This is a genomic window from Sinomonas mesophila (genome assembly GCF_001999765.1).
GTDB lineage: Bacteria > Actinomycetota > Actinomycetes > Actinomycetales > Micrococcaceae > Sinomonas > Sinomonas mesophila.
Genome location: NZ_KV908327.1, coordinates 88,424 through 102,074 on the forward strand (window position 1 = coordinate 88,424; position 13,651 = coordinate 102,074).

Below are 13,651 nucleotides of genomic sequence, written 5' to 3' on the forward strand. Positions count from 1 at the left end.
GGAGGCACCGGCAGCCTGCGGTCCTCGGTAGTGGCCCCTCCGGGCGCCCGCACAGCGGATGCGCGAGAGGCCTCGATCGAAGACCGGGTTCCGGAAAGCCTCCCCTGAAACGGAAACGGAGGTGCTCTCCCATGGAGGGTCCCGAGATCCAGTTCTCTGAGGCCGTCATCGACAACGGCCGCTTCGGCCAGCGCGTGGTGCGCTTCGAGACCGGCCGCCTCGCCAAGCAGGCCGCTGGCGCCGCGATGGCCTACATCGACGACGACACCGCCCTGCTCTCCGCCACGACCGCGGGCAAGTCCCCGCGCGAGGGCTTCGACTTCTTCCCCCTCACGGTGGACGTCGAGGAGCGCATGTACGCCGCGGGCCGGATCCCCGGCTCGTTCTTCCGCCGCGAGGGCCGCCCCTCGACCGAGGCCATCCTCGCGTGCCGCCTCATGGACCGCCCGCTGCGCCCGGCCTTCGTCAAGGGCCTGCGCAACGAGGTCCAGGTCGTCGTGACCGTCCTCGCGATCAACCCTGACGAGCTCTACGACGTCGTCGCGATCAACGCTGCGTCCATGTCGACCCAGCTCGCGGGCCTGCCGTTCTCCGGCCCCATCGGCGGCGTCCGCGTGGCGCTCGTCCACGACGCCGAGGGCACCCAGTGGGTCGCGTTCCCGAAGCACTCGCAGCTCAAGGACGCGACGTTCGACATGGTCGTCGCCGGGCGCATCGCCGGGGACGACGTCGCGATCATGATGGTCGAGGCCGAGGCCACCGACAACTCCTGGAACCTCATCAAGGAGCAGGGTGCGACGGCTCCGACCGAGGAGATCGTCGCCGAGGGCCTCGAGGCCGCCAAGCCCTTCATCCGCGCCCTGTGCGAGGCCCAGCAGGACCTCGCGGACCGCGCCGCGAAGCCGACCGCCGAGTTCCCGGTCTTCCTGGACTACGAGGCCGACGCTTATGACGCCGTCGAGGCCGCCGCGGGCGCGAGGCTCGCCGAGGTCTTCCAGATCGCCGACAAGCAGGACCGCGAGGCCGCCGCCGACGAGCTCAAGGACGAGGTCCTCGCCCAGCTCGCCGGGCAGTTCGAGGGCCGCGAGAAGGAGCTCTCCGCAGCCTTCCGCTCGGTCACGAAGAAGGTCGTGCGCCAGCGCATCCTCAAGGACCAGGTCCGCATCGACGGCCGCGGCCTGACGGACATCCGCCAGCTCACCGCCGAGGTCGAGGTCCTTCCGCGCGTCCACGGCTCCGCGATCTTCGAACGCGGCGAGACCCAGATCATGGGCGTCACGACGCTCAACATGCTCAAGATGGAGCAGCAGATCGACTCGCTCTCCCCGGAGACGCACAAGCGGTACATGCACAACTACAACTTCCCGCCGTACTCGACGGGCGAGACGGGCCGCGTCGGCTCGCCGAAGCGCCGCGAGATCGGCCACGGCGCACTCGCCGAGCGCGCGCTCGTCCCGGTGCTGCCGTCCCGCGAGGAGTTCCCGTACGCGATCCGCCAGGTCTCCGAGGCCCTCGGCTCGAACGGCTCGACCTCGATGGGCTCCGTGTGCGCCTCGACCCTGTCGCTGCTCAACGCCGGTGTGCCGCTCAAGGCGCCCGTCGCGGGCATCGCGATGGGCCTCGTCTCCGATGAGGTTGACGGCCAGACCCGCTACGCGGCCCTGACCGACATCCTGGGCGCCGAGGACGCGTTCGGCGACATGGACTTCAAGGTCGCGGGCACGTCCGAGTTCGTCACGGCGATCCAGCTCGACACGAAGCTCGATGGCATCCCGGCCTCGGTCCTCGCCGCCGCGCTCAAGCAGGCCCGCGAGGCGCGCCTGCACATCCTCTCGGTCATCAACGCCGCGATCGAGGGCCCGGACGAGCTTTCCGAGTTCGCCCCGCGCATCATCGCGATCAAGATCCCCGTGGACAAGATCGGCGAGGTCATCGGGCCCAAGGGCAAGATGATCAACCAGATCCAGGAGGACACCGGCGCCGAGATCTCGATCGAGGACGACGGCACCGTGCTCATCGGCGCGACCGACGGCTCCTCGGCCGACGCCGCGCGCGCGGCGATCAACGCGATCGCCAACCCGCAGCTGCCCGAGGTGGGCGAGCGCTACCTCGGCACCGTTGTGAAGACGACGACCTTCGGCGCGTTCGTCTCCCTCACCCCGGGCAAGGACGGCCTCCTGCACATCTCCGAGCTGCGCAAGCTCGCGGGCGGCAAGCGAGTCGACAACGTCGAGGACGTGGTCTCCGTGGGCCAGAAGGTCCAGGTCGAGATCACGAAGATCGACGACCGCGGCAAGCTCTCCCTCTCTCCGGTCATCGCCGAGGCCGAGTCCGCTGACGAGGCTCCGGCGCAGGCCGAGGCGGAGCAGGCCGACGCCGAGCAGGCAAACGCCGCGGCTGCCGACGCCTGAGGCATGGCAACTGTCGAATTGCCGCTGACCGCTGGCCAGCTCGTGGACGGTGCCCCCGCATCGACCACGGTCTTCGGGCAGGAGGGCGGCGCCGTCGTGCGCCGCTCCGTCCTGCCCGGGGGCGTCCGCGTCCTGACGGAGGCGATGCCCGGCCAGCGGTCGGCGGCGATCGGCTTCTGGGTCGGCGTCGGCTCGCGTGACGAGGCCGAGGGCCAGCACGGCTCGACGCACTTCCTCGAGCATCTCCTGTTCAAGGGGACCCAGCGCCGGACGGCGCTCGAGATCGCCTCGGCGTTCGACGAGGTCGGCGGCGAGTCCAACGCGGCCACGGCCAAGGAGAGCACGTGCTACTACGCGCGCGTGCTCGACACGGACCTGCCGATGGCGATCGACGTGATCGCGGACATGATCACCTCGGCAGTGCTGGATGCCGGCGAGCTCGAGCAGGAGCGCGACGTGATCCTCGAGGAGATCGCGATGGACAGCGATGATCCGACGGACGTCGCCCACGAGCACTTCGTCGCCGCCGTCCTCGGCGAGCACCCGCTCGGCCGGCCGATCGGCGGCACCCCCGAGGCGATCCGCGCCGTCCCGCGCGATTCCGTGTGGGAGCACTACCGCCGCTACTACCGCCCCTCCGAGCTCGTCGTGACCGCGGCGGGGGGACTCGAGCACGACGCCGTGTGCCGGCTCGTCCTCGAGGCGCTCCAGGGCGCGGGCTGGCACCTCGAGGATGCCGTGCCCCCCGTGGCACGGCGCTCAACCGTGGCGGCCGAGATCACTGGCCGCCCCGGGCTGACCGTCGTGCGGCGCCAGGTGGAGCAGGCCAACGTCATCATGGGCTGCCCGTCGATCACCGCGACGGACCCGCGCCGATACGTCATGAGCGTGCTCAACGCGGTCCTCGGCGGCGGCATGTCCTCGCGCCTCTTCCAGGAGATCCGCGAGAAGCGCGGCCTCGTCTATTCGACGTACTCGTTCGCCTCGGCGTACGCGGACGCCGGGTACTTCGGCATCTATGGCGGGTGTTCGCCCGCGAAGGTCCCGCAGGTGCTTTCCCTCATGGAGACCGAGCTGACGAAGCTCGCCGAGGACGGCATCACCGAGGAGGAGCTGCGCAAGGCGGTCGGGCAGCTCTCGGGCGGGATCGTGCTCGCGCTCGAGGATACCGGCTCGCGCATGTCCCGCCTGGGCCGCGCCGAGCTCGTCTCAGGGGAGTTCCAGGACATCGAGGAGACCCTGTCCCGGATCGCCTCCGTCCGGGCGGAGGAGGTCCAGGAGCTCGCGCGGGTCCTCGCCACGTCCCCGCGCACGGTCACGGTCGTGGGCCCGTTCGAGGAGTCGGAGACGTTCGGCCTCGCCCTCTGATCTGACCCCGCATCGTTGAGAGCTGACCCCGCATCGACACCGTCGATGCGGGGTCAGGTGCTTTGTGAGCCGAATCTCGAAAATAGTCGGCTAGTTGAAAGTAGATTGTTGACAATCAACTGTTTGCGGCGCACACTGGAGGAAACCGAAGGGGTGAACATCATGAAGTCTCGAACACTTTGCGCACAACGGAAGATGGCCCAGCGGCACTCGCTGGAATCCGACTACGGCTTCCACGCTCCGAGCCCCCGCCCCTCCGGGGACGGCTGGATGTCTCTCCCGACCGAGGGAGGGGTCGCCATCGAGCGCGGCGCGGACCTGAACGTGAACCTCTCCGCGCTGGGACCCGGCGACGCCCCGTTCCTCGGCTGAGCCTCCTGGACACTCATAGCCCCCACATGCTGCCCCTGAAGGTGTGGCCGCCGGCGCAATGGCGCGCCGGGGCCCGCCGGGCACCATCCGCACAACCCACGAGCGGCCACTGCCGCCAAGTACAGGACAGGAACGGTGAGACATCATGGCTTCAACGAGCGAACTCCGCGTCGGTCAGACCGTCGAGTGGTACGACACGCCCCTCGGTGGCTGCGCGACGGGCAAAGTAGAGAACGTCTCCCACCATTCCGGCTGGGTGACGGTCCGCCTGAACGCGCTGTACGTCCTGGCCCCGTGGCAGGATTCCGGCGCCTCCGGCCGGACGCACCGGACCCACACGACGATGCGGGCGCACCAGCTCACGCCGCGCGACTAGTCAGGCCAGGATGTCCTTGGTCGTGAACCGGCCGTAGGCTAGCGCGGCGAAGAACGCCGCATAGCCGGCCTGGAGCAGGGCGTTCTGCCCGAGCGAGTCCCACGCGACCGGCTCACGCAGGAAGTCCGCGAGCCCGAGCCAGTGGTGCGTGAAGAGCCACGGGTGCAGCCACTCCAGCTGGTCGAGCGCGCCGAGGATCTGGGAGACGACGGCGAGGACCGCCGTCGCTGCCATCGCCCCGACCGGGACCCCCGTGAGCGTCGAGGCGAACAGCCCGATCGCGGCGAGCCCCAGGAGCGAGACGGCAGAGTACCCCGCCATGAGCAGGAGGCGCCCGAAGGCCTCGCCCGGGCCGATCACCGCGCCGGACAGGAGCGTCGCCTGCCCGAGAGGGAACAGGACAAGGCCCGTCGCCGTGCCGCCGAGCACGACGGCGAGCGGCGCCGCGACGCAGAAGAGCGCGGTGGATGCGTACTTGACCGCGAGCAGCCGCACCCGCCCGGCGGGGGCGACGAGCAGGTAGCGCAGGGTTCCGAGGCTCGCCTCCCCGGCGATGGTGTCCCCTGAGACGACGCTCACGGTGAGCGGCAGGAACAGGGGCGTGCAGACCACGAGGGCGACGACGCCCACGAACAGGCCGTTCTCCGTGACCTGGTTCAGGAATGCCGGGCCGCGCCCGCTCGGCGGCCGGCCCGAGAACCTCACCGCGAGCCCGATCAGGACGGGGACGGCGGCGAGGGCGCCGAACATCGCCCACGTCCGCCAGCGCCGGAACAGGATGCCGAGCTCCGAGCCCAGCAGCCGCAGCGTCGCGGGGCCCGCCGGCCGGGGCTCCGCCCCCGCCTCAGCCCGCGACATCGAAGCCCTCTCCCGTGAGCTCGACGAACCGCTCCTCGAGGCTTCCCGCCCCGGCGGAGAACCCCCGGACCCGCACCCCCGCCGCGACGAGCGCCGCGACCACCGCCTCAGGCGGGGGCACGCCGTCGTGCGCGGGACGGTCCGCGCCGCCGCCATCCAGGGCATGGGCGGCCACGCCCGCCACGATTCCGGGGCCCGCGGGCTCGGGCTCGACGCCGAAGCGGCGCAGCACCTCGGCCGCCTCAGCGGCGTCCGGCGTGCGCACCTCGAACCGGAACCGCGCGCCCTCGCGCAGCGCCCCGAGCTCGGCCTGCGCGACGAGGCGACCAGCCCGCAGCACGGCCGCGTGCGAGCAGATCTGCTCGACCTCGGCGAGAAGGTGGCTCGAGACGAAGACCGTGGTCCCGTCGTCCGCGAGCGAGCGGATGAGCGCCCGCACCTCGCGCGTGCCCTGCGGGTCGAGGCCGTTTGTCGGCTCGTCGAGCACGAGCAGCTCGCGGGGCAGCAGGATCGCCGCCGCGAGCCCGAGCCGCTGTTTCATGCCGAGGGAGTAGGCGTGGACGCGCTTGCGCGCCGCGTGGCTCAGGCCGACCCGCTCAAGGGCGGCAGCGACCCGCGCGGCGCGCGTGCGCGGGGGCGCGAGCGGGTCCGCGGTGTCGAGCCGCTCGAGGTTCGCCCGGCCGCTCAGGAACGGGTAGAAGGCGGGTCCCTCGACGAGCGCGCCGACGCGGGGCAGGACGCGCCGCAGCGCGTCCGGTATGGGCTCGCCGAGCACCTCGGCGCGCCCGGCGCTCGGGGAGACGAGCCCGAGGAGCATGCGGATCGTCGTCGTCTTGCCCGAGCCGTTCGGGCCGAGGAAGCCGAACACCGCCCCGCGCGGGACCTCGAGGTCCAGGCCCGCGACGGCCGTGTGCGCGCCGAAGCGCTTGGTCAGCGCGTCCGTGCGGATGGCCGCGCCGCCCCCTGAGCCGCCCCCCGGACCGCTCACCGGGCGGCCGCCGCCTCGAGCGCCGAGGCCGGCACGGCCCCGACGAGGACGCGGCCGTCGTCGGCCAGCAAGATGTTCACGAGGGACGAGGAGAGCAGCCGCCCGCGCGCCGCGGGCACCGCAAGCTGCTGCACGAGCGGGGACGCGAGGACGTCCGGCGGCACCCTGTCCGCGGGGATGACGGCGATCGCGTCCCAGCCGGGGGCGTGGCCGACGTCCGGCGTCGGATGGTCGCCGGGCGACGTGCCGGCGTGCGGCGGGACGGCGTCCGCGGGGATCTGCTTCTCGGTCACGGTCGCTCCGGGCGGCGGCACGAGGGTGAACAGCGCCGGGTCGGGGGCGCCGAAGGACAGGGACGTGAACCCGGCGTGGAAAGCCGCCACGGCCTGGCCCTTCGCATAGACGTCGACGGCGAGCGGCATTCCGCTGGCGGCGTCCACGGCGATCTGGACCCGGTCGACCAGCGTCCCGGCGGTCCGGGGCGTCAGGACCAGCGCGTACGCGCTGCGCCCGGCCACGACGACGGGCGCGCCGAGCGTGACCTCGGTGCTCGGGTCGGCCGCGGCGAGGAGCCGGCGGGCGAGGTCGTCGGGCGAGGCCGTGGGCGCGGCCGGAGCCGTCGCGCCGGGGGAGCCGTGGGAAAGCGTCCGGTCTGGGAGCACGGCGTGCATGACGGCGTTGGCCTTGGAGTCGTAGGTCCACACGTCCCGGCCGTTGCGGACGAGGTCACGCTCGGCGAGCTGGTCGATGACCTGGACGCGCACGTGCTCCGGCCCGTCGGCGTACACGCGGGCGGTGTGCGGGACCGTGAGCAGCTCGAGGACGGCGGCCTCCGGCCCGGTGGCCGGGCCGCCCGAGCCGGGCCCGAGGGTCTGGGCGGGGATGGCCGGGAGGCCGAGGTCGGTCCGCTGCTCGAGCGTGCCGGAGAACTGCCGCGCGTCAGTCCTCGTGGCGTTGCCCGCGACGAGGGCGAGCACCTGCTCGGGCGTGGCCGGAGGGGGCGGTGCCACCACCGCGGAGGCTCCGCCCGCGAGCAGGCCCACCGCTATCGCGGCGGGCACGGCCGCCGCGGGGATCCACCGACGCCAGCCGCGCATGGCAAGCCACCTCCCGAACGCTGTGCTTCCACGCTACGCCTGTGGCGGGATCCTGTCCCCGGGAGTTTCCTGTGAGGCTAGCCGCCCGCGAAGGGCGGCAGCACGTCGAGCACGTCCCCGTCGGCGAGGGCCCGAGTGCGGTCCTTCGCGGCCACCTCGTTGACGAGGAACGAGCAGCGCCGCAGCACGTCGGCGAGCGGGGGCGCGCCCCTGTTCTCTGCCCGGTGGGCGCTGCGGTCGACGGCGAGCGCGGCCTCGAGCGCCTCGGCGAGGGTCGCGCCGTCGGCCGCCTCGAGCGGCTCCTCGGCCACGCCGGCCGCGGCCTGGGCCGCGGCGTAGTACCGCACGGTGATCTGCATGTCGCTCCCTAGCCGCCGATCGCGCTCATCGACCGGTCCGGCTGCACGAAGTCCTGGGCCCCGAGGCCCGTGTGGTCCATGCCGTGGGCCTTGGGCTTGAGCCACATCGCGTCCTGCCACAGCGACGCGACGGCCTCGTCGCCGGCGTCGGAGCGCAGGAAGGGGCGGAGGTCCACCTCGTCGTGCGAGAAGAGGCAGCTCATGACCTTGCCCTCGGCCGTGATCCGGGTGCGCTTGCAGTCCGCGCAGAACGGCTCGGTGACCGACGCGATGATGCCCACGATGCCCAGCGGCACCTCGTCGGCAGGGCCGCCGTCGGCCGGCCCGGCGAGCGGGCGCACCTCGAAGCGCTCGGCGGGCGCGCCGTCGCGCGCGCGGGGGTCCGGGGCGAGGCTGAAGCGGCGGCCGAGGATCCCGCGGACCTCGGCCGCGGTGATCATGCCGTCGCGCGTCCAGCCGTGGTCGGCGTCGAGCGGCATCTGCTCGATGAAGCGCAGCTCGTAGCCGCGCTCGAGGCACCACGCGAGCAGCTCGGGGGCGTCGGTGTCGTTGATCCCCCGCATGAGCACCGCGTTGATCTTGATCGGGCCCAGGCCCGCGGCGTCGGCGGCCTCGATGCCAGCCAGGACGCGATCGAAGAACGGCCGCCGCGTGAGCTGTGCGAAGGTCTCCGGGTGCAGGGTGTCGAGGGAGATGTTGATCCGGGTCAGTCCCGCGGCCGCCAGGGCCGCGGCCTTGGCGTCGAGGCCCACGCCGTTGGTCGTGAGCGCGATCGGCAGGTCGGGGTGGGCCGCGCGCAGCGCGGCGATGATCTCGACGAGATCGGCCCGCACGAGCGGCTCCCCGCCCGTGAGGCGCAGCTCGCGCACGCCGAGCCGGTCGACGCCGATGCCCACGAGCCGCACGATCTCCTCGGCAGTCAGCACGGCGTCCTTGGCGAGCCAGGGGAGGCCCTCTGCGGGCATGCAGTAGGAGCAGCGCAGGTTGCACTTGTCCGTCAGGGACAGGCGCATGTCCGTGGCGACGCGGCCGTAGCGGTCGGCGAGGCCGGAGAGCTGGGGGCGGTCGACGGTGGGTCCCGCAGCGGGCGCCCCGGCGGCCCGCGCGGCCCCGCCGCGCACTGCCGGGATGCCGAGCTGAACTGTCATATATCTAAGGTACGACAGAGACCCGGCCCGTGGTCTGCCCCCGTCCACATTCCGGCGGCCGGTCCGCGCGAACGGTGTCGGACGCCGAGCCTATGCTGGAGGCATGGCAGCCAGCCATCCCAGCAGTGGTCCGGGCAGTGCCCCGCGCGCCGGCCCGCACGCGGCCACGCCACGGACCCAGGGAACTCCGGCCCGCCCGGGCGCGTGGGCCGCGCTCACGGGGCTCGTCGCGGCCTTCGCGGGCGTCCTCGCGGGCGAGCTCGTCGCGGCCTTCGCGAGCCCCTCGCTGAGCCCGGTCACCGCTGTCGGGGGCGCCGTCGTCGACTTCGCCCCGCCTGCCGCGAAGGACTGGGCCGTCGCCGTCTTCGGCACGGGGGACAAGGCCTTCCTCGTCGCCTCCATCGGCATCCTCCTCGCCCTCCTGGGCGCCGCGGCTGGAGTGGCGGAGCTGCGCCGGCCGGGAGTCGGCGTCGCCCTCGCCGGGGCCATCGGAGCCGTCGGTCTCGCGGCCGTGGCGACGCGCGCCCTGGCGACCCCGGGAGCATGGGCCTGCGCCCTCGCCGCCGGCGCGGTCGCGATGGCCCTCGTGCGCTGGCTCGTCGGCAGGCTCCGCCGCGAGGCCCAGGCGGGCCCGCCGGCATCCGGCCCACCCGTCCGGGGCGCCCTTCCCCGGCGCGGCTTCCTGCGGGCGCTGACCGGCACGGCCGCCGCGGTCGCGCTGGGAGGCGCCGTGGCGGCGGTCGTCCGCGCCGCCGCCGTCCGTGCGACCGCGGCGCGCGACGCCCTCCGTCTCCCCGCCCCCGCGGGGCCGGCCGAGGCCGTCCCGGCCGGGGCGGACCTCGGCGTTCCCGGTGTCGCGCCGCTCGTGACGCCGAACCCGGACTTCTACCGGATCGACACGGCGCTCGTCGTCCCCTCGGTGGAGCCCGCCGGGTGGACCCTCACGGTCACGGGGCTCGTCGAGCGGCCGCTCACGCTCACGTGGGACGAGCTGCTCGCCCAGCCCCTCGTGGCACGCCACGTGACCCTCGCGTGCGTGTCGAACCCCGTGGGCGGTGACCTCGTGGGCAACGCCCTGTGGCTCGGCTGGCCCGTGCGCGAACTCCTCGCCCGCGCGGGGCCCCTGCCCGGCGCGGACATGGTGCTCTCGCGCAGCGTCGACGGGTTCACGGCCAGCACCCCGCTCGAGGCGCTCACCGACCCGGGCCGCGACGCGCTGCTCGCCGTGGGCATGAACGGCGAGCCGCTCCCGCCCGAGCATGGCTTCCCCGCCCGCCTCGTCGTCCCGGGCCTCTATGGCTTCGTGTCCGCGACGAAGTGGGTCTCAGAGCTCAAGGTCACGACCTTCGCCGAGGACCTCGCCTACTGGAGCACGCGCGGGTGGAGCGAGCGCGGCCCGATCAAGACCGCCTCCCGCATCGACACGCCCCGGCAGGGCGCGCGCGTCGCCGCCGGCACCGTCGCCGTCGGCGGCGTCGCGTGGGCGCAGCACCGCGGCATCACGGCCGTCGAGCTCAGGGTGGACGACGGCGCGTGGCAGCCCGCGCGGCTCGGCGCCGGGATCTCGACCGACACGTGGTACCAATGGGCCTCGGAGGTCAAGCTCGATCCGGGAACCCATCGGATCACGGTCCGGGCCGCCGACGAGACGGGGGCCTTCCAGACCGACCGGACGGCCCCGCCCGCGCCCGACGGCGCGACAGGGCATCACACGATCACGATCGAGGCCACATGAGTCCACAGCCCCACCGGGGAGAGCACCGCCGGGAGCACCGCGGCGCCCATGCGCACCGGAGCGTCCAGGAGCACCGGGCCCGGATCGCCCACCTGCTCGGGCCGCTCGCGCAGCGTGCGCCCGAGCAGTGGCCGCTGCACGAGGCCCTCGGCGCCGCGCTCGGCGAGGACCTCGCCGCGCCCGTGAGCCTGCCGCCGTTCGACAACTCCCAGATGGACGGCTTCGCCGTGCGTTCGGCGGACTTCGGGGGCGCCGCCGACGGCGAGCGTCGCTTCACGGTCGCAGCCCCGATCGCCGCGGGGGCCGTTCCGGCGCCGCTCGGCGCGGGCCTGGCCGCCCCGATCATGACCGGGGCGATGCTGCCCGAGGGGGCCGACGCCGTCGTGCCCGTCGAGCGGGCCGTGCCCTCCCGCTTCCCGGAGGAGGGCGGGACGGTCGCCCTCCCGCACGTGTCCCCGGGGGCCTTCGTGCGGCGCGCCGGGAGCGACGTGTCCGCGGGCGCGATCGTGCTCCCCGCCGGCACCCGCATGGGCCCGGCCCAGATCGGGCTCGCCGCGGGCCTCGGGCTCTCCCGGGTCCCCGTCCGCGTGCCCCTGCGCGTCGCGATCGTCAGCACGGGGGCGGAGCTCGCCCCGCCCGGCGGGCGGCTCGAACCGGGCCAGATCCACGACGCGAACGGGCCGCTGCTCTGGGCCGCCCTGGCCGAGGCGGGGATGCAGGCGAGCTCGGCCGTCGTGCGCAGCGACGACCCGGCCGAGCTCCTGGCCGAGCTCACGGACCTTGCCGAGGCGGAGGCCGGCAGGCGCCCCGATGTGGTCATCACGACCGGCGGCGTCTCTCAGGGCGCCTTCGAGGCGACCAAGCTCGCGCTCGCGGGGCACGACGTCGAGTTCTCCCACCTCGCGATGCAGCCCGGCGGGCCGCAGGGCCTCGGGACGTTCCGTGGCCTTCCGGTCATCGCCTTCCCGGGCAACCCCGTGAGCTGCTGGATCTCGTGGGAGGTGCTCGTCCGGCCGGTCCTCGCCGAGCTCTTCGGCGCGCCCCAGGCCCGGCGCCGCCTCCGGGTGCCGCTCGCCGGGCCGCTCGAGTCCCCGGCCGGGAAGCTCCAGGTGCGGCGGGCGCGGCTGCGCCCGGACGCGACGGCCGAGCTCGTCGGCGGGCCGGGCTCGCACCTGCTCGGCGCGCTCGCGGCCTCGGACGCCCTCGTCATGGTCCCCGAGGATGTCACGGAGCTGCCCGCCGGGGCCGACGTGGAAGTATGGCTGACGTGAACGACCCCGTTACCCCCGCCCCCGCGGATGCCACCCCGGCGGACAGCGCCCCCCGCCTCACCCACGTGCGCGCCGACGGCAGCGCCCACATGGTCGACGTCGCGGACAAGGCCGTGACCAGCCGCGAGGCGACCGCGCAGGCCGTCCTCGCGACGCGGCCCGACGTCGTCGCGCTCCTTTCAGAGGGCGGCCTGCCCAAGGGCGACGCGCTCGCCGTCGCCCGCGTCGCCGGGATCATGGCGGCCAAGAGGACGCCGGACCTCATCCCGCTGTGCCACCCGCTGCCGATCTCCAAGGTGACCGTCGACTTCGAACTCGCCGAGGACGCGGTGCGCGTGCTCGCCACGGTCAAGACGCGCGGCGTGACGGGGGTCGAGATGGAGGCCCTCACGGCCGCGAGCGTCGCGGCGCTCGGCGTCTACGACATGGTCAAGGCCGTCGACCGGCACGCCGTCATCACGGACATCAAGGTGCTGGCCAAGAGCGGCGGGAAGAGCGGGGACTGGAGGCTCGAAGGGCCAGGGCGCAGCGGGCAGGGGGAGGGACAGTGAACGAGCACGAGAACGCCGGCCACCAGCACGCCGGCCACCAGCACAGTGGCCACGAGCACGGTGGCCACGAGCACGCCCGGGACGCCGGGGAAGGCCGGCGCGCCGGGATCGTCATCGCCTCGACCCGGGCCGCGACCGGCGTGTACGAGGACCAGACAGGGCCGGTCATCGCCGACTGGCTCGCCGAGCACGGCTTCGAGATCATCCCCACGGCCGTCGTGCCGGACGGGCCGTCGGTCGGTGCGGCCCTCCGCGCCCTCCTGGCGATGGGCCCCGCGGTGATTATCACGAGCGGCGGGACGGGCCTGAGCCCGGACGACACGACGCCCGAGGAGACCCTGCCGCTCCTGGACCGCGAGGTCCCCGGCGTCATCGAAGCCATCCGCCGCGTGGGCAGCCACAAGGCGCGCACCTCGGTCCTGACGCGCGGCCACGCCGGCGCGGCGGGACGGACGTTCATCGTGAACCTCCCCGGCTCGCCCGCTGGCGTCATGGACGGCCTCGGGGTCCTCGACCCGATCCTCGGGCACGTCTGCGACCAACTGGAGGGAACCCATGGCCACTGAACCAAACACCAGCGGCGCAGAGGGCACTGCGCCCCTCGGGGGCACCGGGCCGGCCGAGGGCGTCGGGCCTGACGGCACCGCGCCCGACGCCGCTGTCGTCATCGTCCGCGCCGACGTGACGCTCGAGCCGCTCGACGAACGCGCCGCCCGGGCGGCCGTCGACGCGCCCGACGCCGGCGCCGTCGTCCTCTTCTCCGGCGTGGTCCGCGACCACGACGAGGGCCGCGGCGTCGACCGCCTCTCCTACACCGCGCACCCGAGCGCCGGGGCGACCCTGCGCGGCGTCGTCGACGCCGTCATCGGCGAGCACCGCGCCGCGTTCGGCGACTCCGAGCGGGCCATGCGCGTGTGGATCGCCCACCGGATCGGGGAGCTCAAGGTGGGCGACGCCGCGTTCGTCTGCGCCGTCTCCTCCGCCCATCGCGGCGAGGCCTTCCGGCTCTGCTCGGACCTGGTCGACCGGGTCAAGGCCGAGGTGCCGATCTGGAAGGAGCAGTTCTTCGACGACGGCGGCTCCGAGTGGGTGGCAGCGCTCGGCTGAGGGCCGGCCC

The 13,651-nt window shown here is 73.9% G+C and carries 14 protein-coding genes; 9 read left to right on the forward strand and 5 right to left on the reverse strand.

Translation table 11 applies throughout. The features are described from left to right. Window positions 1-131: 131 nt before the first annotated feature. From BV907_RS07960 to BV907_RS07970, 4 genes are all read left to right on the forward strand, one after another. On the forward strand, window positions 132-2,411 hold the full coding sequence (locus tag BV907_RS07960) for a polyribonucleotide nucleotidyltransferase (protein ID WP_077489188.1): 2,280 nt from the start codon (window positions 132-134) through the stop codon (window positions 2,409-2,411). Window positions 2,412-2,414: 3 nt separating this feature from the next. Beyond that, a complete protein-coding gene (locus BV907_RS07965; protein WP_077489189.1) occupies window positions 2,415-3,779 on the forward strand; it encodes a M16 family metallopeptidase in 1,365 nt (454 codons plus the stop codon). Between the two features lie 162 nt (window positions 3,780-3,941). Further along, the gene (locus BV907_RS18810) at window positions 3,942-4,151 is read left to right on the forward strand and encodes a hypothetical protein (RefSeq protein ID WP_175637410.1); all 210 of its coding nucleotides are present in this window, start codon (window positions 3,942-3,944) and stop codon (window positions 4,149-4,151) included. Between the two features lie 145 nt (window positions 4,152-4,296). Beyond that, complete coding sequence (locus tag BV907_RS07970; RefSeq protein ID WP_077489190.1) at window positions 4,297-4,527, forward strand: hypothetical protein; 231 nt, start codon at window positions 4,297-4,299, stop codon at window positions 4,525-4,527. Here BV907_RS07970 and BV907_RS07975 read toward each other — a convergent pair whose 3' ends face one another. The 5 genes from BV907_RS07975 to moaA all read right to left on the reverse strand — a co-directional run bounded on the left by BV907_RS07975 (window position 4,528) and on the right by moaA (window position 8,977). Further along, window positions 4,528-5,385: an ABC transporter permease gene (locus tag BV907_RS07975; RefSeq protein WP_077489191.1), complete on the reverse strand. Its 858-nt coding sequence runs from the start codon at window positions 5,383-5,385 to the stop codon at window positions 4,528-4,530. Beyond that, complete coding sequence (locus tag BV907_RS07980; RefSeq protein WP_077489192.1) at window positions 5,372-6,373, reverse strand: ABC transporter ATP-binding protein; 1,002 nt, start codon at window positions 6,371-6,373, stop codon at window positions 5,372-5,374. Before BV907_RS07980 ends, BV907_RS07975 begins: the two co-directional genes overlap by 14 nt. Next, window positions 6,370-7,470 (reverse strand): LolA family protein, encoded by a 1,101-nt coding sequence (locus BV907_RS07985; RefSeq protein ID WP_077489193.1) that lies wholly within the window; start codon window positions 7,468-7,470, stop codon window positions 6,370-6,372. Before BV907_RS07985 ends, BV907_RS07980 begins: the two co-directional genes overlap by 4 nt. Before the next feature lie 77 nt (window positions 7,471-7,547). Beyond that, complete coding sequence (locus BV907_RS07990) at window positions 7,548-7,823, reverse strand: MoaD/ThiS family protein (protein WP_077489269.1); 276 nt, start codon at window positions 7,821-7,823, stop codon at window positions 7,548-7,550. Between the two features lie 14 nt (window positions 7,824-7,837). Beyond that, window positions 7,838-8,977, reverse strand: coding sequence for a GTP 3',8-cyclase MoaA (gene moaA, locus BV907_RS07995; protein ID WP_077489194.1), 1,140 nt, complete (start codon window positions 8,975-8,977; stop codon window positions 7,838-7,840). Window positions 8,978-9,080: 103 nt separating this feature from the next. On the opposite strand from moaA, the gene BV907_RS08000 reads away from it, so the two are divergent. The 5 genes from BV907_RS08000 (at window position 9,081) to BV907_RS08020 (ending at window position 13,641) form a co-directional block, all read left to right on the forward strand. Then, window positions 9,081-10,712, forward strand: a complete 1,632-nt coding sequence (locus BV907_RS08000; RefSeq protein ID WP_077489195.1) for a molybdopterin-dependent oxidoreductase — start codon at window positions 9,081-9,083, stop codon at window positions 10,710-10,712. Further along, on the forward strand, window positions 10,709-11,983 hold the full coding sequence (locus tag BV907_RS08005; protein WP_077489196.1) for a molybdopterin molybdotransferase MoeA: 1,275 nt from the start codon (window positions 10,709-10,711) through the stop codon (window positions 11,981-11,983). The genes BV907_RS08000 and BV907_RS08005 overlap by 4 nt, the downstream gene beginning before the upstream one ends. Then, entirely contained in the window at window positions 11,971-12,534 is a 564-nt protein-coding gene (moaC, locus tag BV907_RS08010; protein WP_077489197.1) for a cyclic pyranopterin monophosphate synthase MoaC, read from the forward strand. Before BV907_RS08005 ends, moaC begins: the two co-directional genes overlap by 13 nt. 107 nt (window positions 12,535-12,641) lie before the next feature. Beyond that, window positions 12,642-13,100: a MogA/MoaB family molybdenum cofactor biosynthesis protein gene (locus BV907_RS08015; RefSeq protein ID WP_175637414.1), complete on the forward strand. Its 459-nt coding sequence runs from the start codon at window positions 12,642-12,644 to the stop codon at window positions 13,098-13,100. Further along, window positions 13,090-13,641 (forward strand): molybdenum cofactor biosynthesis protein MoaE, encoded by a 552-nt coding sequence (locus BV907_RS08020; RefSeq protein ID WP_077489199.1) that lies wholly within the window; start codon window positions 13,090-13,092, stop codon window positions 13,639-13,641. Before BV907_RS08015 ends, BV907_RS08020 begins: the two co-directional genes overlap by 11 nt. The last annotated feature ends 10 nt before the right edge of the window (window positions 13,642-13,651 follow it).